Below are 23,725 nucleotides of genomic sequence, written 5' to 3'. Positions count from 1 at the left end.
CGTGATCAGAGCGCACGTATCTTAAGTTTGGATATGCGATTGCCATCGCGCGCGGTCACTTCGAACCGGAAGCCATGGAACGAAAATACCTGTCCGACGCTGGGGATCATCTGGGCTTCGTGAATGACAAGCCCGGCCACCGTGTTGGCCTCGTCATCGGGCAGGGTCCAGTCGGTGGCGCGGTTCAGATCGCGAATCGTCATGGCCCCGTCCACGGTAAAGGTACCATTGTCCATCTTGCGGATCGGATGTTCGGCATCGGGGTCGAATTCGTCGGTGATTTCACCCACGATTTCTTCCAGAATATCTTCCAGCGTGATCAGGCCCTGCAGCGAGCCGTATTCATCCACCACCAGCGCGAAATGGGTGCGCATGCGCAGAAACTGGCGCATCTGGTCGTCCAGCGTTGTGGTTTCGGGCACAAAATAGGGCGGCATTGCCACGTCCTGAATTTTGAAATCCTTCAGACCGTCTGCGCCCGGTTTGCCCCGCACCAGTTTGTGCATCGCGCGCAGCAGATCCTTGGCGTGCACGACGCCGATGATGTTTTCCTGATCGCCCTGAAACACCGGCAGGCGGGTGTGGTTGCTTTCCAGACACTGGTTCAGGATCTGTTCGGGCGCATGGGTGGCATCAATCATTTCGATGCCCGAGCGGTGCAACATGATCTCTTCCACCATGCGTTCGGCAAGATCCAGCGCCCCCAGAATGCGATCCCGGTCTTCTTTTTCGACAACCCCTTCGGAATGGCCCAGTTGAAGCGCACCGGCGATTTCCTCGCGCACGGCCAGAATGTTGCGATCAGGATCGATCTGGACGCCAAACAGGCGCAGCACACCGCGCACGAACAGGCGCACCACCGCGACAATCGGCGAAAAAACCCAGATCACCACCTGAATAAGCGGCGATACCAATGCCGCGGCGCGTTCCGCATTTGTGATCGCATAGGTCTTGGGCAACACTTCCGCAAAGATCAGAACCAGCAGGGTCATCACCAGCGTCGCCAGGGCCACACCGCTTTCGCCAAAGGCGCGTGTGAAAATAACAGTGGCCAGTGACGCTGCAAGAATGTTCACCAGATTGTTGCCCAGCAACACCGACCCGATCAGGCGTTCGTTGTCTTCGGTGATATCCAGCGCGCGACGCGCCCCCTTGTTGCCCTTGTCGGCCTGAGCGCGCAATTTCCCGCGCGACGCTGCCGTCAAAGCCGTTTCCGACCCCGAAAAAAATCCGGACAGGACAAGCAGAAACAGGATCACCCCCGTTGTGATCCAGAACGCACTATCCAAAGCCGATGCAGGAGTGTCCATTTCGAAATTCATCCTTCTTTCTGAAAGAGGGTTATGGGCACAGCGTGCGGTTCAATCAAGAGAGCGTTTGCCATAGATCGCCAATACCGGTGTTTCGGGCACAGGGCGCGCGCATGATCATGTCTGCGGCAGCGCACAACGCATATCGTTCAGGTGTCTTCGGTCGGTTTGCGGGCACCAGTCTTGGTCAGCGGATGATGCTCCAGAACCAGTTCGCTCAGGCGTTCATCCAGAACGTGCGTGTAAATTTCCGTTGTCGCCACATCCGCATGCCCCAGCAATGTCTGGATCACCCGCAAATCCGCACCGTTGGCCAGAAGATGGGTGGCAAAGGCATGGCGCAAAGTATGGGGTGTTACCTTGTCGGGCGCGACCCCACCGGCAACAGCCAGTTCCTTGATCAGCAGATAGAACCTGTGTCGCGTCAGGTGGCCTGATTTGCCGCGCGACGGAAACAGATGGCGCGGCGGCGGGATGCCCCTGGCCCTTTCGGTTTCTCGCTGGCGATCCCATTCGGCCAGCCATGCCGCCAGCGCGTCACGGGCCGGCGGGGACAAGGGAACCATGCGTTCCTTGCCGCCCTTACCTAAAACCAGCAACATGCGCGGATCTCCCCGCGCTGCGCTGACCTGCAGCGCGACAAGCTCACTCACGCGCATGCCAGTCGCATAAAGCAGTTCCATCAGGCAGGTGTTGCGCAACCTGTCAGCAGGGCTGCGGCCAACGGTGCGGGCCGCGGCCAGCAGGCCGTCAACCTCGGGGATATCCAGCGTTTTGGGCAGGCGCTGCGCACGGCCCGGCCCCTTGATCTGGATCGCCGGATTGTCTGTTCGCCAGCTTTCTTCAAAGGCAAAGCGGTAAATCTGTTTGATCGCAGACAGCCGCCGTGCGCGGGTTGCCCGGGACAGGCCCTGCGCATCACATGCGATCAGATAGGCTTCGATATCCTCCCGGGACGCCTTGCCAAAATCGCTGCCGTGCTGATCAAGCCATGCCGCGCAATCCTTCAGATCGCGCCCGTAGGCCAGTAATGTATTCATGGCGGCCCCCAACTCGGCGGCCTGCGCTTCCAAAAATGTCGATATCCAGTGATAATCGTCCGTCGGGCGCATTTCAGGCCTCGGGCGAGCGCAGCAAAAGTTGCAGGCTGGCGCGACGTGCGGCGTCTTCCAGCCCAAAGGCGCGCAAGGCCGCAAGGGATTGCGTCAGACTGTTAAGATCACCGCGCGATCCGTCATCAAACAACCGCATGGCGCGCAGGATCGCTTCGCCCAGCTGGCCCGCTGCCGCCAGATCAACAAGGTTTTGCGGGGCAGGATCAGGGCCGAACGCATCCGCGATCGCCGCCGCAGTCGGATTGGGTGGGCGAAACCCTGTCAGATCGCCCTTGGCCAGACCGGTCAGAAACGACATCCGGTCGCTGCGCGGACTATACAATTGCGCTGCGCGTTCATAATCGGGTGACAGCAATGCAATTTCATAGGCCAGTTCTCTGGCTTGTCCGGTCAGGGGTATCTCTGCCAGATCGGTGGCAAACAGCTGGGCAAAGGACACCTCCAGACCCGCCGATTGCATGGCCTGCCATGCGGGCGGTAGTGTTTTGGCCACGGCTGTCGGGCTTTTGCTGTTCAACGCTGTATCGAACCGTTGCAGCGCCTCAACCCGGTCCCAGATCCCGCCCGACGCGGCAGGTAGACGGGCGGTGTAGATGCCCAGCAACCGGTTGGCGGGCAGCGCGCCGCTTCGGCTTAGCCGTTCGGCGGCTTCCAGTTGCGCCTTCCATCCCGCGACCTCGCGCAGATCGGCGCTGGCAAAGGTGCGGGGCAGGGATGCCGCGTTCAGCGGTTCTCCGATTGCTTCATGAAGCCGAAAGACCAAAGGCGTGACCGGGCCGCTTAAGGTTAAAGGTGGCGCATCCTCAAACGCTTCGAGTTCTACGAACCGTTCCAGCAGCGCCTCGGAATGCGGATCGATCAGCGACAGGGCATGCGCAGTGTCCAGCATAAGCGCCGCGTTCTGCCAATCGCCTGCACGCACAGCGCAAAACACCCGCGCCCCGTAACCCGGCGCCAGATGCGGCGCGCGGTTCATCACGGCACAGGCACGATCTTCGTCCCCGGTCAGCAGGGTGACATCAAACCAGCGCCCGAACAGCGCCTTGGACCGTTCCGGCCCGACCTGTTCGATCAGCGCCTGTGCCGCATCCAGCGCACCCAGTTCGACCAGCTTGTCAATCCGCGCCAGCAGCAGGGTTTGCGTGGCGGGCGCATCGGGATCCTGATCCGCCTCGGCCAGCAACAGTTTGTACAAAAGCGACTGCATGGCTGGCAATTCCTCGACCGGAAGATCGGAAATCAGCCGTATCAGAACCCGCGTCTCGCTGTTGTTCCACAATGTGGGCGGCAATCCCGTCACCGATGCGGGCACCAGACCAATGGCGCGGTTGGCTGACCCTTCCAGCGGGGCCACGGAAATTTCCGGCTGTGCCGCGCTTTGTGCAATCGGTGGTTCAGCCGGCAACGCCGCCGCCGTTGAAGGCGGGTTTTTGTTCAACCATTCAATGGCTGACAGTGGCTGTTGCGCGCCTGCTTGCGCGCCGATCAGGGTAAATCCAAGAACAATTCCGGCGCACCGGCCTTTAATCCGCATTCAGAATCACCGGTTCCCGCATCTCGGTTTGCGGCGCTGAGAAATCGGCCCCAAAAAACGGCCCGATATATGCATATCCGACAATTCCAAGAAATCCGAAAAAACACAGGTACACCAGAAATTTCAAAAAACGTACCATGTCACCCTCGATTCTGCGGTTTGACCGCGGTCTTTGCCTGCCTGTTAAACTTATATATGGCCTTTTTGCCAAGATCACGTCATTCACAACATAATGAGCGGAATTAAGCAAAATATGTCGGATAAAAGCCAACCGGACACCAATTATCACCTGCACAAGACCGTTGTTCTGGTTGGCATGATGGGGGCCGGGAAAACGGCCGTGGGGCGCGCATTGGCCGCACGGCTTGATGTGCCGTTTCTGGACAGCGATCACGAAATAGAACTTGCCGCCGCGCGCACGATACCGGAAATTTTCGAACGCGACGGCGAAGGTTTTTTTCGCGCCAAGGAAAGCCAGGTTATCGCGCGCCTGCTGACGGAAACACCGGGAATCCTGTCGACCGGGGGCGGCGCGTTTCTGGCACCACAGAACCGCCAGCAGATTTCACAACAGGGCGTTTCCGTGTGGTTGAACGCGAACCTTGATCTGCTTTGGTCGCGGGTGCGCCACAAGGATACGCGCCCGTTGCTGCGCACGCCTGATCCGCTGGGAAAACTGACCGAATTGTATGAAGCGCGTGTGCCGATTTACCGGCAGGCCGACCTGATGGTGCAGGCCGACAAGAAGTTTTCCATCGATGATATGGTGGATCGCGTGATCGACGCGTTGTTGCACCGACCCGACGTACTGGAGCGTTCGAAATGACAGTTACCGTATCTGTTCCCTTGCCCGGGCGGGCCTATGACGTGGTGATCGGCCCCGGACTTGTGGATCGTGCAGGCACATATGTGGCCCCGTTATTGCGCCGCCCGCGCGTCGCGGTTCTGACCGATGAAAACGTGGCGGCCCTGCATCTGGAACGGTTGCGCGCCGGTCTTTCTGCCGAAGGGATCGACATGGTCGCGCTGACACTGCCCGCCGGCGAAAGCACCAAAAGCTGGGCGCATCTAACCCAAAGCGTTGACTGGCTGCTGGATCAAAAGGTGGAAAGATCCGATGTTGTGGTGGCGTTTGGCGGCGGGGTGATAGGTGATCTGGCCGGGTTTGCCGCCGCGATCTTGCGCCGCGGCGTGCGGTTTGTGCAGATGCCGACATCGCTTCTGGCCCAGGTTGACAGTTCGGTCGGTGGCAAAACCGGTATCAACGCGACCCAGGGCAAGAACCTGATCGGCGCATTTCATCAGCCCAGCATGGTTCTGGCTGACATTGATATTCTGGGTACGCTGCACGCCCGCGATTTTCTGGCGGGTTATGGCGAGGTGGTCAAATACGGATTACTGGGCGATGCGGCATTTTTTGAATGGCTGGAACGGAACGGTGCGGCCTTAAGCGCCGGTGATCAGGCCACCCGCATCGAGGCCGTGCGCCATTCCGTACAGATGAAGGCGGATATTGTCGTTCGCGATGAAACCGAACAGGGCGATCGCGCCTTGCTGAACCTTGGGCACACATTCTGTCACGCGCTTGAGGCCGCAACCGGATACGGCAACCGCCTGCTGCATGGTGAAGGCGTTGCTATCGGCTGCGCGCTGGCCTTTGAATTGTCTGCCCGTCTGGGGCTGTGTTCGCAAGAAGACCCAAGCCGCGTGCGCGCCCATTTGCGCAGCATGGGCATGAAAACCGATCTGGCCGACATCGCGGGCGACCTGCCGGATGCCGCCACCTTGCTGGAATTGATGGGGCAGGACAAGAAAGTGGTGGATGGCCAGTTACGGTTTGTTCTGGCGCGCGGCATCGGTCAGGCTTTTGTCACCGGCGATGTGCCGGCATCAACAGTTCTGGATGTATTGACCGACGCGCTGGCCCTGCGCGCCCAGATGTCTTGACGGCAGCGGCACGTCACCCCGCACCGCGCCATTGTTCCACCTCTTAAAACGGGATTTCGTCGTCCAGATCGCGCGAGGATGATCCACCGCCTTGTGATCCACCCTGTGACCCGCCGCCATAGCCGCTGTCTTGCGAACCACTGTCGTATCCGCCGCCCTGGCCACCGCCATAAGACGATCCGCCACCACCGCCGCCGTCGCGGCCATCCAGCATCGTCAACGTACCGCCAAAGCCTTGCAACACAACTTCGGTTGAATATTTGTCCTGACCGGACTGGTCCTGCCACTTGCGGGTCTGCAACTGGCCTTCGATATAAACCTTGGACCCTTTTTTCAGGTATTGTTCGGCAATACGCACCAGACCTTCGTTAAAAATCGCCACCGAATGCCATTCGGTCCGTTCTTTGCGCTCTCCGGTATTCTTGTCTTTCCAGGTCTCGGATGTAGCGATGCGCAGGTTGCACACCTTGCCGCCGTTCTGGAATGTGCGTACTTCGGGATCACGCCCCAGATTGCCGATAAGAATGACTTTGTTAACCGATCCGGCCATGTCGTTTTGCCCCCGCTAGGTCTTGTTGCGCATGACGTTTCGAATCTGTCACGCCGTTTCTCTGGCGACGTTACACTTCCTGCAACTTGGTTTAAACACGGTTAACGACGACAATATGCCGACATGCGCGCCCGGACTGGCGAAAGCCGATAAAACCGCTATAGTGCGCGCAGGGATTGGTGCTGGGAAAAACCGTATGCGCAGACAAGTATCGGCCTGTTTGATCATGGCCATGGTGGGTGGAACCGCGGCAGGGGCGGATGTTTTTTCGTCCAAGAACCGCGCAGCCCTGTTCAGTTCGCAAACTAGAATCCTCGATTCGCGTGCGTCCAAGCAATACAACAATTCGGTCCGTCTTCAGCCCCCTACGGTCAACACCCCGACCAAATGGGGCACGCTGGGCTATGACGGAAAGTACAAGGGCAAATACCTGACAATGGCGCGCGATGCGGCGCGGCGCAACAATGTGCCCGAAGACCTTTTCGTGCGACTGGTTCAGCAGGAAAGCAACTGGAATCCGCGCGCGAAATCGCACAAAGGTGCGTTCGGACTGGCCCAGTTGATGCCCCAAACCGCGCGCATGTTGCGCGTTGATCCGTCAGACCCCTACGAAAACCTCGATGGCGGTGCGCGTTATCTTTTTGAACAATATCGCGAATTCGGATCGTGGCGTCTGGCCCTTGCAGCCTATAATGCAGGTCCGGAGGCCGTCAAAAAGCACGGCGGTGTTCCACCCTATAAAGAAACCCGCGATTACGTGAAAATCATCTGGGGCAGCTAGCGCCAGTCCCGGATTGTTTCCAACCTTTCCGCAAAACAGTGTCTTGAACAATGATTGCACGCTCTGGCTGTGTTCAGATTGCGGCAGGCGCGTCTGCCGATACCTTAACCATTCCAAATCCCGGCCCCATTGCAGCCATTTTTATCCGCCAAACCTGTATTCAAGACATCAACACCAAGCGGAGCAACCACGATGGCCTCGACAGAATTTCATGATCGGATCAACCGGATCAATCAGGCCAATGCAGAACGCATGAAGGCGCAACGCACGCCCATGCGCGGCAAAAGCCATGCAGTCACTGCCTACGCGAAAAACCCGCGTGCTGCCAAGCTGCGTGCCAAGGATGGCGCCGCCAGCGGACAGTACTTTGTGCCCAGCGGTGTGGGCCTTGCCATCGGTCTGCTGGTCGCCATTCTTAATCTGGGTGCAGTTCAGGCCGGATCACCCTGGGGGCCAGGCACGGCACTGGCCGCGTCCTTTGGCCTTATCGGATCCACCGGTGTGGTTCTGACCCTGCCGATGTTGCTGGTTTCGCTGCTCATGCGCCAAACAAAACCGGGCTTTTTCTTCTTTTCGATGACCTACTGCATCGCCGTCATCGCTTCGCTGTTTGTCTGATCCGTCGGGACACGTTCAGACATTCAGCAAGAAGGGCGGTCCCACAGGGGGCCGCCCTTTTGGTTTCAAAACCAGGCCACGGGTTATTCTGCGGCAATCTCGATAACCGGTTCCATTTCGGCGAATTTTTCGTCGCTCAAGTGGCATTTGACCTGATGGTTGCCCGCCAGAACTCGGACCGGCGGCACTTCCTTTTCGCACAGGTTCCCCGGCACCTGCGATTTCCAACGACAGCGCGTCTGGAACGGGCAACCTGTCGGCGGGTTCATCGCCGAAGGAATATCACCCTCAAGCACGATATGCTTTTTCTTGACCTTGGTGTCGGCAATCGGCACCGCCGACAGCAACGCTTCTGTGTAGGGATGATAGGGCGGGCTGAAAACCTGATCGGTGGTGCCCAGTTCCACTACGTGCCCCAGATACATCACCATGACCCGGTCGCTGAGATAACGCACAATCGACAGGTCATGGCTGATGAACAGCAGAGTGGTTTTTTCTTCCCGCTGGATTTCCATCAACAGATCGGTCACCGCTGCCTGAACCGACACATCAAGCGCCGAAACCGGTTCGTCCGCCACCACGATCCGCGCACCGCCCGAAAAGGCGCGCGCAATCCCGACACGCTGTTTCTGGCCGCCTGACAACTGGCGCGGCATCCGTTCGGCAAAAGCGCGGGGCAGTTTCACCAGATCCAGAAGTTCCAGCATGCGTTGCTTGCGCTCGGCCTCGCTGTTTCCGTAGCCAAAAATTTCCAGCGCCCGGATAATCTGGCGTCCCACCGTCATTGACGGGTTCAATGTGTCAAACGGGTTTTGAAACACCATCTGGATGTCGGCAACGGTTTTGGTATCGCGCTGTTCGATCGGGGTTTGTTCGATGTTGCGGTTATCCAGCAGAATCTGGCCTTCGGTGGCCGTTTCCAATCCCATCAGAACCTTGGCAAAGGTCGACTTTCCGCACCCGGATTCCCCCACGATTGCCAGCGTTTCGGATTCGCGCGCTTCGAAACTCAGCGTTTCGTTCGCCTTGACCACTTTCTTCTCGCCACCGCCAAACAGGGCGCTTGCCGCCACCTCATAATACTTCTTGAGGTTGTCCATCTTCAGAACGACCTGACCGATTTCGCCTTTTTCCTTCTTCTCGGCCAGCTCCATCGGCGCGTTCCAGTCGATCTCCTTGAACTTCACACAGCGCGAGGCGTGCCGCTCGTTGCCCGGCACATCCTCCATCATGATCTGCCCCTGATCACAGCGCCCGGCCTCGAAATAATCGCAGCGCGGGCCAAAGTTGCAGCCCTGTGGCCGTTCATGGGGCAGGGGAAAGTTGCCCGGAATGGCCACAAGCGGACGGCTGTTCTTGTCGGCCCCCGGCAGCGGGATCGAACGGAACAGCGCCTGAGTATAAGGATGCTGCATCTTGTCGAACACATCTTCGATGCTGCCCCGTTCCACGGCTTCGCCCGAATACATCACGCAAATCCGGTCACAGGTTTCCAGAACCAGCCCCAGGTTATGGCTGATGAACAGCATCGAAGTGCCGTACTTCTTGCCCAGATCCTTGACCAGTTCGACAACCGCCGCCTCGACCGTCACGTCAAGCGCGGTGGTCGGTTCATCCAGGATCAGCAAGGACGGTTCCGACATCAGCGCCATCGCGATCACGATACGCTGCTGCTGACCACCAGACAGCTGGTGCGGAAACGAATTCAGGATCCGCGCGGGATCAGGCAGTTTCACATCCGTGACCACCTGCAGCGCCCGGTCATAGGCGTCTTTTTCGTTCATGCCCTGATGGATCATCGGCACTTCCATCAGCTGTTTACTGATTTTCATCGCCGGGTTCAGCGACGCCATCGGCTCCTGATAGATCATCGCAATCTCAGATCCGCGGATATCGCGCAATTCCTCGTCGCTCATCGCGCCCAGATCGCGCCCCTTGAACTTGATCGATCCGCCGACGACCCGGCCGTTCTTGCCCAGATCCTGCATCACCCCAAGCGCAACGGTGGATTTGCCACAGCCCGATTCCCCGACAAGCCCCACCGCCTCGCCAGGGCGCACATTGACGGAAAAATCCATCACGGCGGGAATTTCGCGCAAGCGGGTAAAGAATGAAATCGACAGCTTGTCGATCTCCAGAATGGGCCCGTCATATTGTGTTTTTGCCATCTGGCAGTCCTCCTGTTGGAGAGTTGAGATCATGCGGTCAGCGCCCTGATCTTCTTTTGTTCAAAAATATCCCGGGGGTCCGGGGGCTGGCCCCCGGTCCCGCGCTTTATATCTAGTCCTTCAGGCTTTCTTCCCGCAGGCCGTCCGCCAGCAGGTTCAGGCCCAGCACCATGCTCAGCAGCGCAAGCGCCGGCGGCAGGGCAGGGTGCAGATAGATCGACAACAGCTTGCGCCCTTCGTTGATCGTGCTGCCCCAGTCCGGGCTTTCCGGTGGCAGGCCAAGGCCGAAAAAGCCCAATGTGCCCAAAAGGATCGTGGTATAGCCGATGCGCAGACAGAAATCGACGATCAGCGGCCCGCGGGCGTTGGGCAGGATTTCCCACAGCATGATGTACCACGGACCTTCGCCACGGGTCTGGGCCGCAGCCACATAATCGCGGGTTTTGATATCCATCGCCAGACCGCGCACGATCCGGAACACGGTGGGCGAGTTCACGAACACCACCGATACGAACACCACAAGGATGCCGCCGGGCACGTCAAACAGGTCCAGAAATCCGGGCAGGACATAGATGATCGATCCGACCTCGGAAATCAGCGATAGGTAAACCCACGCCATCGCCCCCAGAACCCCGATCAACAGCGGTGTGCGGAAATTCGGCTGCGTGTAATAGCGCGAATTCAGCAGGATACCGACAAAGACCAGCGGGAAGATAAACAGGAAAACCGCCATGAAGTTCGGGATGCCGGTGTCCACGATCTCGGGTGTGACCAGAAGATAGAACAGCAGGATAACCGGAAAGGCGAGGATCAGGTTGGCAAGGAACGACAGGACCGTGTCCAGACGCCCGCCATAATACCCCGCCGGCAGACCCAGTGTGATACCGACCATAAAGGCAAACATTGTGGCCAGCGGTGCGATCTGCACCACAACCCATGCGCCTTTGACCATCCGGCTGAACACATCGCGCGCCAGATTGTCACCACCCAGCAGATAATAGGCATATTCGCCCTCGCTTGCGCCGGCCAGCGGTGTGCCGGGCACCTTGTTCTTCATGCCGGACACCTGGTTCAGCGGATCATGGGTGATGATCAGGTCAAGCGACCCGTAAATGCCGGTGAACACCCAGAACATCACCAGTCCAAAGCCGATCATGCCGATCGGGCTGTCATAAAGTTTGCCATAAAGCCCCAGCTTGCGCTTGTAGGCCATCGACAGTGAATACAGAACCGCCAGCGAAATCCAGACCGGTGTGAACTGATAGAGGATGCGGATGATAATCTCGCCCCAGGATAGTGGATCCATAATCTCGGCCCCCCTTAAGAAATTCGGATGCGTGGGTTCAGATAGACATAGCCGATATCCGATATCAGCTGCGTCACCAGAACCACCACGACCGAGACCACCGAGACCGCAAGAAGCAGTTCGATATCGTTGTTACCGGCAGCTTGCACCAGCACCCAGCCGAAACCCTTGTAGTTGAACAGGGTTTCAACGATGACCACGCCGTTCAGCAACCACGGAAACTGCAACATGATCACCGTGAACGGTGCGATCAGCGCGTTGCGCAAGGCGTGTTTCATCACGATGTTGGGGAACGAGACGCCTTTCAGCCGCGCCGTGCGGATGTATTGCGCTGTCATCACTTCGGTCATCGATGCGCGGGTCATCCGTGCGATATATCCCATTCCGTAAAGCGAAATGGTCAGCACCGGCAGAAAGAAGTTTTCGAAATTCGCGCTTTCCATCGCCGATGTCGCGGTGCCCTTGAACCACTTCAATCCAACAGCAGAAGAGGCAAAGACCGCGATAAAGATAACACCTGATACATATTCCGGGGTCGCGGTGGTTGTGATCGCAAAGGTCGACAGGGTCCTGTCGGTTTTTGATCCCTCGCGCATCCCGGCCAGCACGCCAAGTAACAGGGCAGATGGCACCATCAGGACCATGACCCAGAACATCAGCTTGCCGGTCAACCCCAGCCGCGTTGCAATGATTGTCGAGACATCGTCCTTGAACACTGTGGAATATCCCCAGTCCCCTTGCAGGATGCCGCAAAAGGTCGCCCTGTCGTCAGCCGGAACATCGCTGCCAAAGCAGCGGCCGGTTTCGACACCGTCCTCTGTTGTGTGCGTCCAGCCGGGCACGACACCCAGCCATTGGCCGAATTTGCTTGGTGTGGAATCCAGATACCCGCGATTGCCCAGCCAGCTTGCCACGGCTTCGTCCGACATGCGGAAGTTGCCTTGGGTCTTGGCCAGTTTTTCAAGGTTCGGATACAGATTGGTCAGAAAGAAGACGATGAAAGTCAGGCAGAGCGCCGTGATTATCATCACGCCTAAACGCCGTAAGATGAACAGTCCCATGAGAGCCCCTGTTGGTAGGCTGAGGCGGGCCTTTTCGTGCCCGTCCGTTTTTCAGCGCCCTTATCCGGGCGCCGTTGCGAATGGCCGTGCCCCTGTGTGGGGCACGGCCGGGTCGTTTTAGCTGGCGATGTGCCATTTGTAGTATTGCGACAGATACGCAATGTGCTGTTCGGCACCCACAATGCTTTCCTTGTGGTGACGATAGATCGAACGCCAGTAAGGCTGGATCGTTACGCCTTCTTCAACCATGATGGCCTGCAGCTTGCCCATCAGCACGCGGCGCTTGTCAGCATCCGCAATCGCGTTGGCCTGGGCCAGCAGGTCGTCGAATTCGGCGTTGGAAAATCCGCTTTCGTTCCACGCTTCGCCCGAACGATAGGCCAGACCCAGGATCTGGGTGCCCAGCGGACGGTGGTTCCAGTTGGTGGAGCTGAACGGATACTTGACCCAGTCGTTCCAGAAGGTCGATCCGGGCAGAACCGTGCGTTTGACGTTGAAACCGGCATCGCGCAACTGGGCGGCAACCGCGTCAGTCGTGTTTTTGCGCCAGTCATCGTCGATCGAATGGATTTCCATTTCGAAATCGCCAAATCCGGCTTCGTCCAGCAAGGCCTTGGCGGCTGCAGGATCAAGCGGTCCGCGTTTCACTTCGGGATCCCACTCAGGATGGATCGGCCCGACATGCTGGTTGTCCGCAGGAATACCCAGACCTGACACACCCAGTTCCAGACACACAGCGTTGTCCACAGCCATCTGAATGGCCTGACGTACGCGTTTGTCGGCATAGGGTTTCACACCGTCAACTTCGGCCAGCTGGTTGGGGCGGATCACGATGGTCGAACCAGACACAACTTCGCTTTGGACCATGCCAAGACCGGCCATGATATCCACGAAATCGCCTGTGGTTTCATAGATCACATCAACTTCGTCGGATTCAACCGCCGCAACCCAGGCTGCAGGATCGGTGCCATAGTCGATGAATTCCATGCGATCGATATAAAAGCCACCTTCTTCAAAGGCTTCATCGCCCCACCATGGATGGCCGGATTTTTCGATAACGGCTTTCACGCCGACTTCGATCTCGACCACTTTCATCGGGCCGGTACCGACCAGTTCGGTCACATCTGCTGCAGGATCATAAGACTGATGCACGATAGGTGCCGGATAATCCGCCATGCCCGGGATCAGCGTGATATCCGAGGAGTTCAGGTTCAGAACAACAGTGTGGCTGTCCTTGACCTCAATCGCGCCAGCGGACGCTTTGCCGGTTTCACTGTCAACAAGGGCCGCCATACGGGCTGCCATCGAGTTGCCTTCCGCCGCCGAATCACACCAGCGCTCGATGTTGAAAGCAACATCTTCTGCGGTGAAATCATCGCCGTTGTTCCATTTCACGCCCTTGCGCACGTTCAGTGTATAAACGGTCGCGTCGTCGTTGACCTCCCAGCCTTCCAGCAGCATGCCGCGGAACGAACCGTCATTGTTGTATTCGACAAGATATTCGATCGTGCCGTTTACGACATAGGCAATCTGGTTCCAGTCGAATGTGCGCGGGTCTTTTTGCGCACGGACTTCCATCAGCATGCGCACGGTACCGCCGCGCTGGATATGGGCGGCGGCCTTTGCCGGCGCCTGCAGACCCAACATGCCATAGGCCGTTGCGGTGCTGACACCCAGAGCAGTTGCACGGGTCAGGAATTCGCGGCGGTCCATCAGACCGGCCTTTTCCTCACGCGCGTACATTTCTGCCGCCGGATGGATTCTATTTTCTTGGATAGGTTGCGTCATCTTTTTCTCCCTGAGACACATCACATTTAAAAGAAGTGAAATCTGCTTTTTATTGTATCGAGGACAGTTTTACCCGCCACTCTACAAACACCCCTTCGGCGCGCATTCGGCACCAGAACAGGCGCGGCGTCAATGTTTGGTTTCACCATTTGATGTCACAAAAACGACATATCTTTCGTCGAAAACAGGCAATTCGGTTTTTTGGAAACGCGCGTTCATCTTTTTCAAAGGTCCGGTTGCCGTCGAATTTCGCCTTTCACGCGCCGCAACAGGTGCGCACCGTTTGGGCGCGCACCTTGGGATCGTGGTCAAATCAGGCCGCCAGGCCCCATTTATAGTGGTGGTGTTCGAACGCAATATGCATGTCAGCATCCACAACACCTTCACGGTAATGCCGGAATACGGAACGCCAGAATGGCTGGACCGTAACGCCTTCGTCCTGGATCAGCGCTTCCATCTTGGCCATAACCTCGCGCCGCTTGTCGGCATCGGCAATGGCCAGTGCCTGCGTCAGCAACCCGTCAAATTCGGCGTTTTCCCAACCGAATTCATTCCACGCCTCGCCCGATTTATAGGCCAGCGCATGAATCTGGACGCCAAGGGGGCGGTGGTTCCAGTTGGTTGAACTGAATGGATAATTGACCCAGTCATTCCAGAATGTCGAACCCGGCAGAATGGTGCGTTTGACGTTGAACCCGGCATCGCGCAACTGGGCGGCAACCGCGTCGGTCGTGTTCTTGCGCCAGTCGTCATCGATCGACAGGATTTCATGTTCGAAATCCATCATGCCCGCCTCTTCCATCAGCGCGCGCGCACCCTCTGGATCATGCACCAGCGGCGGTAGTTCCGCGTATTCGGGATGCACCGGCGCAACATGGTGGTTTTCTGCCGTTGTACCCAATCCGGAATAGCCGAGTTCCAGACAGATATCGTTGTTCACCGCCATCTGAATTGCCTTGCGGACACGTTTGTCGGCATAGGGCTTCATTCCGTTGACTTCGGCCTTCTGGTTGGGCCGGATCACGATTGTGCCGGCTGTGACCACTTCGGATTTGACCATGCCCATGCCATCCAGCACTTCGATGAACTCCCCGACAGTTTCGTGCAGCATATCGACCTCTTCGGCCTCGATCGCGCTAATCCAGGCGGCAGGGTCGGTTCCGAAATCGATGTATTCGATGCGGTCCAGATAAGGGCCGCCATAAACCTCGGTGCCCCACCATGTGTGATCTGCAATGCGTTCAAGCGTGCATTTCACACCCACTTCCAGTTCGGTGATCCGGTAGGGGCCAGTGCCGATGTTCTGTGTATAGTCATTGTCCTGAAACGACGCATGCGTGATCGCCGACGGGTAATCGGAAAAACTGGCGATCAGGGAAATATCCGGCTTCGGCAGGTTCAGTTTCAGCGTGGTATCGTCAACAATCTCGATCACGCCATCGGCAATCTGACCTGTGGCGTCATCCACCAGTGTGGCCATCCGGCCCGCCATAGAGTTGCCTTCGACCGATTTGTCACACCAGCCTTCAACATTGCGCGCCACATCCGCGGCGGTCAGCGGATCGCCGTTGCTCCATTTGACGCCGGGGCGGATGTTCAGCGTGTAGACGGTTGCGTCTTCGTTCACTTCCCAGCTTTCCAGCAACATGCCGCGAAATGTGCCGTCATTGTTGTATTCGATCAGATATTCCAGCGTACCGCGCGTCTGGTTGCCGTGTTCGGACCAGTCATAGACACGGGGCTGTTTCAGCGCGCGCACACTTAGCTGCACACGCAGTGTCCCACCCGCCTGTTTATGTGCGGCAGCCTGAACAGGCTGCGCAATGCCAATCAGCCCGTAAGCGGCTGTGGCAGTCACACCCATTGAAGTTGCGCGTGTCAGAAATTCGCGCCGGCTCAGCTTTCCTTGTTCGAATTCGTCCGCATACATCTTTGCAGCGGGATGCGCGTCTTTGCACGTCAGTGTTTTTTCCAGTGTCATGTCGTGGCAAACTCCCTGTTCGGTTTTTGTTTTATCTTTTTTGTGCGTGGGTCATTCTTCGGAATGCCAACCGCACTTGAACTCAACGGTGATGCCCACATTTGGCCTTAGGTCAACCTTTTGGCCGGAAAACGCACTTATGCGCGCAATGTGCCGGCACTTGGCGCAGCGCCCTTGGCAGGTTTCAGTTTGCGCAATTCGGTCGGGCTGTGTCTGGTGTGATGCTGCATGAACCGGGTGAAATACGCGGCTGATCCAAACCCCAGATAGCGCGCTATATCCTGCACCTGAACATCGGAAAACGTCAGCAGATGGCGGGCCTCGTAAAGGGTGCGGTCCGTCAGCAGATCGGCGGCCGTCTTGCCCGTGCTTGCCTTGCAGGCCCGTGTCAGATGCGTTGGCGTGACACCCAGAGCGCTGGCATAATCCGCCATGGGCGCACCGCTGCGGAACTCTTGCGCGATACGGCGGCACATCGCCCGCGACAGACGGTTGGCAGCCTTCAGGGGTTTGGGCGTATGTTCGTCCAGCGCAAGCTGGCGGCGCAACCAGACCGACACGAGGGCCGTCTGTGCCTCCATCGCTTCGGACAACAGCGGGCGGGCATTGGTTTGTTCGCGGTGCAGCGCCTCGAACAGGGCCGTCAGTTCCGATTGCGCTGTCACGTCCCTGATCCGCAAATGGTGGGCCTGTCCGGGCAGGCGCAATTCGGTGGCATCCGGAATAACCAACGCCTGTCCGAACCCGGGGCGCCCCAGTTCCAGCGCCAAGGTAGTTCCGGCGGGCACAAACAGGACATTGTGCGTTCCCATACCGCGCCGCACGCCATCCAGCAGGGCAAGCCCCTGACCGCGGGTGATCCAGATGATCAGATGGTGTGAACGGTCATGCAACAGATCAAGCTGCCAGTCACCACGCTGCGCAAGTTGCGCCAAAGTGCGCAATTCCACGCGATCGGGCGCTGCAAACGGATCTTTGGATAAACCAGCCATATTTGCGGATATATCAAAACTGGCGGAAAATTCTATTCGTAAATCGCCAATCAGGTTTGATTTTCACAAGTCCGCAGGGTTGATCCATGTCCACGCCTGCATCCGCGACCGCATCCATGTGCGCTGACGTTTGGCAAAGCGCCGGGTGGCAATGACGGCCCTGTCACGGGCATTTTCCAGCGTCACATCCTGTGTCAGATGCGCCACCAGTTCGGGTACACCGATGGCCTTGAACGCGGGCAGGGCGGGATCATAAAACGGCAGCATCGCGCGCACTTCGTCCAGCGCGCCGCCAGCGATCATCTGATCAAACCGTTCCGCAATGCGCGCGTCCAGTTCCGGTTTGGCACGGTCCACCACGATCGGTACTGTTTGCGACAGTGGCAACAGCGGTGGTCCGGTATCGTCCTGCCAAACATGCAGCGGACGACCGGTTGCTGTCTGAACCTCCCAGGCGCGCTGCACACGGGCGCGGTTGGCCAGATCAAGACGGCGCAACGTGTCCGGATCGGTCTGCGCCAGCAGGTCGGACAAAGACAGCGTGTTGCCCCGCGCGCGCACGTCGGGCGGGGTTGCGGGGATATCAGCCAGCCCTTCGGTCAGCGCCAGAAAATTCAACCCTGTGCCGCCAACGATGATCAGCCGGTCCGGTCCCTGCAAAAGCGGCGCAACATCCCGCAGCCAGTGCCCTGCCGAATAGGGCGTATCAAACGGAACATGGCCGTAAAGGCGATGCGGCGCCTGTGATTCTTCATCCTGCGACGGGCGCGCCGTCACCACCCGCCAGCAGGAAAACACCTGACTGGCATCGGCATTCACGATAATTCCGCCGTATTCGCGCGCAATGTGCAGGGCCAGCCCCGATTTGCCCGATGCCGTGGCGCCGGCAATCAAAACCAGTGTTTTTTCGGGAATATGGGGAAGCACGCTCAAAAAACGCCGCCCGGCACCGGAAAATGCGCGCCGGATCTGAACAGTTTTTGCTTGTCCTTCGGTTGACGCATTGAACCTGCCTTGGTTTTCCGACATTTTGCGCGCAACCTAGCCCCTTGCCGCAGCGGAGCGCAATATGACCGACCAGTCCCCAGACACCAAAGACACCACCTATCAACGGGTCATGCTCAAAATCTCGGGCGAGGCGCTGATGGGCGATCAGGGGTTCGGGCTGCACCCTCCAACCGTTCAGCGCATCGCACAGGAAGTGAAATCGGTCCATGATCTGGGGGTCGAGATTTGTATGGTGATCGGGGGGGGCAACATCTTTCGCGGTCTGCAGGGCAGTGCGCAGGGCATGGAACGCACGACAGCCGATTACATGGGCATGCTGGCCACGGTGATGAACGCACTGGCAATGCAATCCGCACTGGAAGAACTGGGCGTACATACCCGCGTGATCAGCGCAATCACAATGAACGAGGTCGCAGAACCCTATATCCGCCGCCGCGCGGTCCGCCATCTGGAAAAGAAACGGGTCTGCATTTTCGCCGCCGGAACCGGCAACCCCTATTTCACTACGGACACCGCCGCGACTTTGCGCGCCAACGAAATGGCCTGTCAGGCGATCTTTAAGGGCACCAAGGTTGACGGCGTCTATGACAAGGATCCCAACAAGTTCGATGATGCCGTGCGCTATGATGTTGTCAGCTATGATGACGTGCTGGCCAAACGTCTGGGCGTAATGGATGCCAGCGCAATCGCGCTGGCACGAGACAACAATTTGCCCATCATCGTGTTTTCGCTGGACGAACCGGGTGGCTTTCGTGGCATTCTGGCCGGCCGAGGCACCTATACAAAAGTGCAGGGATAGCGTTATAGAGCGATCAAGCGGCCCAAAGAGCCAAGAAGGAAAGCAGGGACATGTCAGACGATATCGACATTGATACAGACGATCTTGAACGGCGCATGGACGGCGCGATGGCGGCGCTGCGCACCGAATTCGCGTCATTGCGTACAGGACGCGCAAGTGCGTCGATGCTGGAACCGGTGATGGTTGAAGCCTACGGCCAGAAGACACCGATCAATCAGGTCGGCACGGTCAATGTGCCGGAACCACGCATGGTCACGATCAACGTCTGGGACAAGGCGATGGTGGGCAAGGTCGAAAAAGCCATTCGTGAAAGCGGTTTGGGGATCAATCCGCAGCTGAACGGCACCATTATCATGCTGCCCATTCCGGAACTGAACGAGGAACGGCGCGCGCAACTGTCCAAAGTGGCAGCGCAATACGCCGAAAGTGCGCGGATCGCCGTGCGCAATGTGCGCCGCGATGGCATGGACCAGATCAAAAAGGCCAAGGCCGCGGGCATGTCGGAAGACGACCAGAAAATCTGGGAAGGCGAAGTACAAAGCCTGACAGACCGGTTTATCGCCGCCATTGATACGTCACTGGACACGAAACAAGCCGAAATCATGCAGGTCTGACCCGCGGGTATGCCCAAGGATCCACATAATAAGGCCAAGGCGCCTTGTCCCAACGGGCCAAAGCACGTGGCGATTATCATGGATGGCAACGGTCGCTGGGCACAGGCACGCGGACGGCCACGCCTGTTCGGCCACCATGCCGGCGCCAAGCGCGTGCGCGAGGTGGTCAACGCCTGCCCGGACCTTGGCGTGAAATATGTCACCATATTCGCGTTTTCTACAGAAAACTGGAAACGCACCCAGGTCGAGGTATCCGGCCTGATGAACCTGTTTCGCCGCTATATCGCGAAAGAGGCGCGCGCCCTGCAAAAAGAAAACGTCCGGGTCCGGTTTATCGGAGATCGGGTGCGGCTGGACGAAAAGCTGGTGGCGCTGATGGACGAACTGGAACTGCTGACGGCAGACAACGATCTGGTTCATCTGACCATCGCGATCAATTACGGCAGCCGTGACGAAGTGGCCCGCGCCACCAAACGGCTGGCGCAGGATGTGGCGGACGGGCGGTTGAAGCCTGCGGATGTGAACGAAGAAACCCTGCCCAAATATCTGGACACCTATGTTCTGCCAGATCCCGATCTGGTGATCCGCACCAGCGGAGAGGCCCGCATTTCCAATTTCTTGCTCTGGCAATCCGCCTATGCCGAATACGAATTCATCGAAACGCTGTGGCCCGATTTCACGGCCGAACTGTTTCGCGAACTGTGCCTGTCCTATGGGCGTCGCGACCGCCGGTTTGGCACTGTTTCTGCATGACCACGCCTCCCCCTTCCGATAGCGGACGCTGGTCTGATCTGTCCACGCGTGTTCTGTCCGGTGCCGTGATGGTTGTTGTCGGTCTGTGGGCCGTCTGGATGGGGCAGGATGTGTTCCATGTCTTCGTAGCGCTGGTCTGCGGTGCAATGGTGTGGGAACTGGTGCTGATGCTAAGCCCCGCAACACGCCAGATTGCGCTGCAACTGGGGGCGTTGGCAGGGGCTGCCGTGTTGCTGGCGATCTATCTTCCGGCGATCTTCGCGCTTCCGGTTCTGATTGCCCCGGCGCTTGTCGGCTTTGGCCAGTTGAAACAGAACAGAATGATTTATCTTGTCTTTACGGCGCTGGTTTTGCTGGCCGGATATGGCATGATGTCGGTGCGCGACGATCTGGGGTTCATCTGGATGTTATGGCTGGTTCTGGTGGTCGTCATCACTGATATCGCGGGATATTTTGCAGGCCGCATGATCGGCGGGCCAAAGTTCTGGCCATCCATCAGCCCGAAAAAAACATGGTCCGGCACCAGCGCGGGCTGGATCGGGGCAGGGATCATCGGACTGATCTTTGCGCTTTCTACCGATACCGGTCTGGAACTTGTCGCCATTTCGATGATCGTGGCCTTTGCCTCGCAACTGGGAGACATCGCGGAAAGCTTTATCAAGCGGAAAATGGGCGTCAAGGACAGCAGCAGCCTGATCCCCGGACATGGCGGCCTGCTGGACCGCTTTGACGGGATGCTGGGCGCATCTGTGTTTTTGCTGGTTCTGATGCAATTTATCGGCTTTCCGCCGGGGCTGGTCTGATGCGTCAGGTTTCAGTGCTGGGGGCCACGGGATCTGTCGGGCAGAACACGATCGATCTGATCCGGCGGTCACGCGAAGACTATGATGTGGTTGCGCTGACGGGTGATCAGAACATCGCGCAACTGGCACAGGATGCCAAAGACCTGCGCGCGCAAGTGGCCGTTACAGCCGACCCAGATCGTCTGGATGATTTGCGCGCAGCCCTTGCAGGCAGCGAAGTTGAGGCCGCCGCCGGCCTTACCGCCCTGACCGAAGCTGCTGCGCGCCCCGCCGATTGGATCATGTCGGCTATCGTCGGTGCTGCGGGCCTTGCTCCGGGCCTCGCCGCACTAAAACAGGGGTGCACACTGGCGCTGGCCAACAAGGAATCGCTGGTCTGTGCGGGCGCGCTGATGCTGGACACGGCACACCGGAACGGCGCGCATCTGATCCCTGTCGACAGCGAACATTCTGCCGTGTTCCAGGCCCTTGTCGGCGAGGATATCGGCGCTGTTGAAACCGTCACGATCACATCATCGGGCGGGGCGTTCCGGGACTGGCCGATTGATGATCTGGCACAGGCAACGGTTGCCCAGGCCTCGACCCACCCGAATTTCGCGATGGGCCAGCGCATCACGATCGACAGTGCGACGATGTTTAACAAATCCATGGAAGTCATTGAAGCGCGTGAACTTTTTGACCTTGAGCCAGACCAGATCAAGGTGCTGATCCAGCCCGAACAGATCATTCACGCCATAGTCGCGTTCAGGGATGGTGGCCTGATGGCGCATCTGGGCGCACCGGACATGCGCCACGCCATCGGTTATGCGCTGCACTGGCCCGACCGGCGCGATCTGCCGGTTGAGCGGCTGGACCTAGCGCAGATCGGATCGCTGTCGTTCAAAACCCCCGACACGGCCCGCTATCCGGCCCTGCGGCTGGCCGGACGGGTGATGGAATCCCGCGGATTGAGCGGCGCGGTGTTCAATGGTGCCAAGGAACGGGCGCTGGATGCATTTATCGCCGGACGCATCGGATTTTTGCAAATGGCCGAAGTGGTAGAGCGTGTTCTGGACGCGTTGAGTGCGCGTTCGGGCCTTATTGATGCCACGATGACCCTTGATATCGTGGCCCAGACGGACCATCTGGCCAGAGAACATGCCGATATCGTAATGAAAAACCTGGACCGGTAGAACCGTCCACCGCAACGAGCAGGAAAACGACTTGGATATTTTGGGGCTGATACCGCAATTCGGCGGCGTGATCTGGACATTGATTGCCTTTGTTGTGGCGCTGTCCGTGATTGTCGCGATTCATGAATACGGCCACTACATCGTGGGCCGCTGGACAGGGATCGAAGCCGATGTGTTCAGCCTTGGGTTCGGGCCGGTTCTGTTCAGCCGCGTCGATAAACACGGCACCAAATGGCAATTCGCCCTGCTGCCGTTCGGCGGCTATGTGAAATTCAAGGGCGACGCCAACGCCGCGTCCGGCAAAGACGTCGAAGCGATGGAGGCCACGCCCCCCGAAGAATTGCGCAAAACGATGCATGGCGCGCCGCTTTGGGCGCGGACGCTGACCGTGGCTGCCGGCCCTGCATTCAACTTTGCGCTGTCCATTCTGGTATTTACCGGATTTGCCCTGACAAACGGGGTAACAGCCGTGCCTTTGGCCGTGGGCGAGTTGCGCGACATGCCACCCGAACAGGTGCAGGATCTGCAACCCGGGGATCAGATCATTGAAATCGGCGGCTTGCCCGTACCCGATTTCACCGACGCCGAGGCATTCGATGCATTCGAGACCAAACTGCCGCGCGCATCTGTGCTGGATTACAAAGTGCAGCGTGACGGCGAAGACATCATTGTGCAGGGGCCGTATCTGATGCCGCCACTGGTGGTTGGGGTTTCTCCGCAAAGCGCCGCGATGGATATCGAGATCAAGACCGGCGATGTGATCACCGCGATTGATGGTGCGCCGATCTATGCGTTTGAACAGTTGAAAGACGCTGTGGAAGGGTCTGACGGGCGGGTTCTGCTGTTGAACGTCTGGCGCGACGGACAGAATATCGATTTCGCGTTAAAGCCCAAACGCACCGACGAACCGCAGGCCGATGGCGGGTTTGCCACAAACTGGCGCATCGGCATTGCCGGCGGCATGATATTTGAACCGGCAACAACCACCCCCGGCTTTGGCACCGCAATCTGGAGCGGGATCACCCAGACCGAAATGATCCTGTCAGGGTCCATTTCAGGGCTGTGGCACATGATCACAGGAGCAATCAGCACCTGCAACATGTCCGGCCCGATCGGCATCGCCCAGGTGTCGGGCGAAATGGCTTCGCAGGGCGCACAGAACTTTATCTGGTTTATTGCCGTACTGTCTGCGGCCGTCGGATTGCTGAACCTGTTTCCGATCCCCGCACTGGATGGCGGGCATCTGGTATTTTACGCCTACGAGGCTGTTGTGGGCAAACCACCCAGTGACGGCGCGCTGCGTATTCTGATGGCGGTCGGCATTTCTCTGGTTCTTACATTGATGGCTTTTGCCCTTTGGAACGACATTTTTTGCCCCTGACAGGCCATGCGCCCCAATCCTGACACAATACGTCAATCTGTTGC

22 protein-coding genes are annotated in these 23,725 nt (G+C 58.2%); 10 read left to right on the top strand and 12 right to left on the bottom strand.

Going from position 1 to position 23,725, the window contains the following annotated elements:
• Positions 1–5: 5 nt before the first annotated feature.
• From OLX72_RS17005 to OLX72_RS16990, 4 genes are all read right to left on the bottom strand, one after another.
• Positions 6–1,310, bottom strand: coding sequence for an HlyC/CorC family transporter (locus OLX72_RS17005; protein ID WP_114872229.1), 1,305 nt, complete (start codon positions 1,308–1,310; stop codon positions 6–8).
• 149 nt (positions 1,311–1,459) lie between these two features.
• Entirely contained in the window at positions 1,460–2,422 is a 963-nt protein-coding gene (locus OLX72_RS17000; RefSeq protein ID WP_433989170.1) for a tyrosine recombinase, read from the bottom strand.
• 1 nt (position 2,423) lies between these two features.
• Positions 2,424–3,959, bottom strand: a complete 1,536-nt coding sequence (locus tag OLX72_RS16995; RefSeq protein ID WP_433989169.1) for a hypothetical protein — start codon at positions 3,957–3,959, stop codon at positions 2,424–2,426.
• On the bottom strand, positions 3,949–4,098 hold the full coding sequence (locus tag OLX72_RS16990; protein WP_205389219.1) for a hypothetical protein: 150 nt from the start codon (positions 4,096–4,098) through the stop codon (positions 3,949–3,951). Before OLX72_RS16990 ends, OLX72_RS16995 begins: the two co-directional genes overlap by 11 nt.
• 93 nt (positions 4,099–4,191) lie before the next feature.
• Here OLX72_RS16990 and OLX72_RS16985 point away from each other — a divergent pair, with 93 nt between their 5' ends.
• Both OLX72_RS16985 and aroB read left to right on the top strand, forming a co-directional pair.
• Positions 4,192–4,785 carry a shikimate kinase gene (locus OLX72_RS16985; RefSeq protein WP_433989168.1) on the top strand — a complete coding sequence of 198 codons (594 nt, stop codon included), beginning with the start codon at positions 4,192–4,194 and terminating at the stop codon, positions 4,783–4,785.
• Complete coding sequence (gene aroB, locus OLX72_RS16980) at positions 4,782–5,906, top strand: 3-dehydroquinate synthase (protein ID WP_433989167.1); 1,125 nt, start codon at positions 4,782–4,784, stop codon at positions 5,904–5,906. The genes OLX72_RS16985 and aroB overlap by 4 nt, the downstream gene beginning before the upstream one ends.
• 43 nt (positions 5,907–5,949) lie before the next feature.
• Here aroB and OLX72_RS16975 read toward each other — a convergent pair whose 3' ends face one another.
• Positions 5,950–6,456 carry a single-stranded DNA-binding protein gene (locus OLX72_RS16975; protein ID WP_114870026.1) on the bottom strand — a complete coding sequence of 169 codons (507 nt, stop codon included), beginning with the start codon at positions 6,454–6,456 and terminating at the stop codon, positions 5,950–5,952.
• A 196-nt stretch (positions 6,457–6,652) separates the two neighbouring features.
• On the opposite strand from OLX72_RS16975, the gene OLX72_RS16970 reads away from it, so the two are divergent.
• Positions 6,653–7,237, top strand: a complete 585-nt coding sequence (locus OLX72_RS16970) for a lytic transglycosylase domain-containing protein (RefSeq protein WP_114872230.1) — start codon at positions 6,653–6,655, stop codon at positions 7,235–7,237.
• Positions 7,238–7,429: 192 nt separating this feature from the next.
• Entirely contained in the window at positions 7,430–7,855 is a 426-nt protein-coding gene (locus OLX72_RS16965) for a hypothetical protein (protein ID WP_433989166.1), read from the top strand.
• A gap of 83 nt (positions 7,856–7,938) precedes the next feature.
• Here the strand turns inward: OLX72_RS16965 and OLX72_RS16960 are convergent, their stop codons facing one another.
• From OLX72_RS16960 to miaA, 7 genes are all read right to left on the bottom strand, one after another.
• Complete coding sequence (locus OLX72_RS16960; protein ID WP_114870028.1) at positions 7,939–10,023, bottom strand: dipeptide ABC transporter ATP-binding protein; 2,085 nt, start codon at positions 10,021–10,023, stop codon at positions 7,939–7,941.
• A gap of 112 nt (positions 10,024–10,135) precedes the next feature.
• Positions 10,136–11,329, bottom strand: a complete 1,194-nt coding sequence (locus tag OLX72_RS16955) for an ABC transporter permease (protein ID WP_114870029.1) — start codon at positions 11,327–11,329, stop codon at positions 10,136–10,138.
• A gap of 14 nt (positions 11,330–11,343) precedes the next feature.
• A complete protein-coding gene (locus tag OLX72_RS16950) occupies positions 11,344–12,390 on the bottom strand; it encodes an ABC transporter permease (RefSeq protein ID WP_433989165.1) in 1,047 nt (348 codons plus the stop codon).
• 117 nt (positions 12,391–12,507) lie between these two features.
• The gene (locus OLX72_RS16945) at positions 12,508–14,178 is read right to left on the bottom strand and encodes an ABC transporter substrate-binding protein (RefSeq protein WP_433989164.1); all 1,671 of its coding nucleotides are present in this window, start codon (positions 14,176–14,178) and stop codon (positions 12,508–12,510) included.
• A 313-nt stretch (positions 14,179–14,491) separates the two neighbouring features.
• The gene (locus OLX72_RS16940; RefSeq protein ID WP_433989163.1) at positions 14,492–16,159 is read right to left on the bottom strand and encodes an ABC transporter substrate-binding protein; all 1,668 of its coding nucleotides are present in this window, start codon (positions 16,157–16,159) and stop codon (positions 14,492–14,494) included.
• 137 nt (positions 16,160–16,296) lie between these two features.
• On the bottom strand, positions 16,297–17,151 hold the full coding sequence (locus OLX72_RS16935) for a helix-turn-helix domain-containing protein (protein ID WP_433989162.1): 855 nt from the start codon (positions 17,149–17,151) through the stop codon (positions 16,297–16,299).
• Positions 17,152–17,214: 63 nt separating this feature from the next.
• A complete protein-coding gene (gene miaA / locus OLX72_RS16930) occupies positions 17,215–18,180 on the bottom strand; it encodes a tRNA (adenosine(37)-N6)-dimethylallyltransferase MiaA (RefSeq protein ID WP_433989161.1) in 966 nt (321 codons plus the stop codon).
• A 40-nt stretch (positions 18,181–18,220) separates the two neighbouring features.
• Here miaA and pyrH point away from each other — a divergent pair, with 40 nt between their 5' ends.
• Genes pyrH through rseP form a run of 6 tightly spaced genes read left to right on the top strand, consistent with a single transcriptional unit; the run spans position 18,221 to position 23,681 of the window.
• Positions 18,221–18,958: a UMP kinase gene (gene pyrH / locus OLX72_RS16925; protein ID WP_114870035.1), complete on the top strand. Its 738-nt coding sequence runs from the start codon at positions 18,221–18,223 to the stop codon at positions 18,956–18,958.
• A gap of 50 nt (positions 18,959–19,008) precedes the next feature.
• Complete coding sequence (frr, locus tag OLX72_RS16920) at positions 19,009–19,572, top strand: ribosome recycling factor (protein WP_114870036.1); 564 nt, start codon at positions 19,009–19,011, stop codon at positions 19,570–19,572.
• Between the two features lie 9 nt (positions 19,573–19,581).
• A complete protein-coding gene (uppS, locus tag OLX72_RS16915) occupies positions 19,582–20,325 on the top strand; it encodes a polyprenyl diphosphate synthase (protein ID WP_114870037.1) in 744 nt (247 codons plus the stop codon).
• Positions 20,322–21,128 carry a phosphatidate cytidylyltransferase gene (locus OLX72_RS16910; protein WP_114870038.1) on the top strand — a complete coding sequence of 269 codons (807 nt, stop codon included), beginning with the start codon at positions 20,322–20,324 and terminating at the stop codon, positions 21,126–21,128. The genes uppS and OLX72_RS16910 overlap by 4 nt, the downstream gene beginning before the upstream one ends.
• A complete protein-coding gene (gene dxr / locus OLX72_RS16905) occupies positions 21,128–22,300 on the top strand; it encodes a 1-deoxy-D-xylulose-5-phosphate reductoisomerase (RefSeq protein ID WP_114870039.1) in 1,173 nt (390 codons plus the stop codon). The genes OLX72_RS16910 and dxr overlap by 1 nt, the downstream gene beginning before the upstream one ends.
• 31 nt (positions 22,301–22,331) lie before the next feature.
• Positions 22,332–23,681: an RIP metalloprotease RseP gene (gene rseP / locus OLX72_RS16900; protein ID WP_114870040.1), complete on the top strand. Its 1,350-nt coding sequence runs from the start codon at positions 22,332–22,334 to the stop codon at positions 23,679–23,681.
• Positions 23,682–23,725 lie beyond the last annotated feature (44 nt).

Source organism: Sulfitobacter sp. TBRI5 (assembly GCF_051013555.1).
GTDB lineage: Bacteria > Pseudomonadota > Alphaproteobacteria > Rhodobacterales > Rhodobacteraceae > JL08.
This window is presented reverse-complemented; position numbering and strand designations above follow the sequence as displayed.

Excerpts from the sequence above, each read along its gene's own strand:
- OLX72_RS17005 (WP_114872229.1), bottom strand. The coding sequence starts at position 1,310 with ATGGACACTCCTGCATCGGCTTTGGATAGTGCGTTCTGGATCACAACG.
- OLX72_RS17000 (WP_433989170.1), bottom strand. The coding sequence starts at position 2,422 with ATGCGCCCGACGGACGATTATCACTGGATATCGACATTTTTGGAAGCG.
- OLX72_RS16995 (WP_433989169.1), bottom strand. The coding sequence starts at position 3,959 with ATGCGGATTAAAGGCCGGTGCGCCGGAATTGTTCTTGGATTTACCCTG.
- OLX72_RS16990 (WP_205389219.1), bottom strand. The coding sequence starts at position 4,098 with ATGGTACGTTTTTTGAAATTTCTGGTGTACCTGTGTTTTTTCGGATTT.
- OLX72_RS16985 (WP_433989168.1), top strand. The coding sequence starts at position 4,192 with ATGAGCGGAATTAAGCAAAATATGTCGGATAAAAGCCAACCGGACACC.
- aroB (WP_433989167.1), top strand. The coding sequence starts at position 4,782 with ATGACAGTTACCGTATCTGTTCCCTTGCCCGGGCGGGCCTATGACGTG.
- OLX72_RS16975 (WP_114870026.1), bottom strand. The coding sequence starts at position 6,456 with ATGGCCGGATCGGTTAACAAAGTCATTCTTATCGGCAATCTGGGGCGT.
- OLX72_RS16970 (WP_114872230.1), top strand. The coding sequence starts at position 6,653 with ATGCGCAGACAAGTATCGGCCTGTTTGATCATGGCCATGGTGGGTGGA.
- OLX72_RS16965 (WP_433989166.1), top strand. The coding sequence starts at position 7,430 with ATGGCCTCGACAGAATTTCATGATCGGATCAACCGGATCAATCAGGCC.
- OLX72_RS16960 (WP_114870028.1), bottom strand. The coding sequence starts at position 10,023 with ATGGCAAAAACACAATATGACGGGCCCATTCTGGAGATCGACAAGCTG.
- OLX72_RS16955 (WP_114870029.1), bottom strand. The coding sequence starts at position 11,329 with ATGGATCCACTATCCTGGGGCGAGATTATCATCCGCATCCTCTATCAG.
- OLX72_RS16950 (WP_433989165.1), bottom strand. The coding sequence starts at position 12,390 with ATGGGACTGTTCATCTTACGGCGTTTAGGCGTGATGATAATCACGGCG.
- OLX72_RS16945 (WP_433989164.1), bottom strand. The coding sequence starts at position 14,178 with ATGACGCAACCTATCCAAGAAAATAGAATCCATCCGGCGGCAGAAATG.
- OLX72_RS16940 (WP_433989163.1), bottom strand. The coding sequence starts at position 16,159 with ATGACACTGGAAAAAACACTGACGTGCAAAGACGCGCATCCCGCTGCA.
- OLX72_RS16935 (WP_433989162.1), bottom strand. The coding sequence starts at position 17,151 with ATGGCTGGTTTATCCAAAGATCCGTTTGCAGCGCCCGATCGCGTGGAA.
- miaA (WP_433989161.1), bottom strand. The coding sequence starts at position 18,180 with ATGTCGGAAAACCAAGGCAGGTTCAATGCGTCAACCGAAGGACAAGCA.
- pyrH (WP_114870035.1), top strand. The coding sequence starts at position 18,221 with ATGACCGACCAGTCCCCAGACACCAAAGACACCACCTATCAACGGGTC.
- frr (WP_114870036.1), top strand. The coding sequence starts at position 19,009 with ATGTCAGACGATATCGACATTGATACAGACGATCTTGAACGGCGCATG.
- uppS (WP_114870037.1), top strand. The coding sequence starts at position 19,582 with ATGCCCAAGGATCCACATAATAAGGCCAAGGCGCCTTGTCCCAACGGG.
- OLX72_RS16910 (WP_114870038.1), top strand. The coding sequence starts at position 20,322 with ATGACCACGCCTCCCCCTTCCGATAGCGGACGCTGGTCTGATCTGTCC.
- dxr (WP_114870039.1), top strand. The coding sequence starts at position 21,128 with ATGCGTCAGGTTTCAGTGCTGGGGGCCACGGGATCTGTCGGGCAGAAC.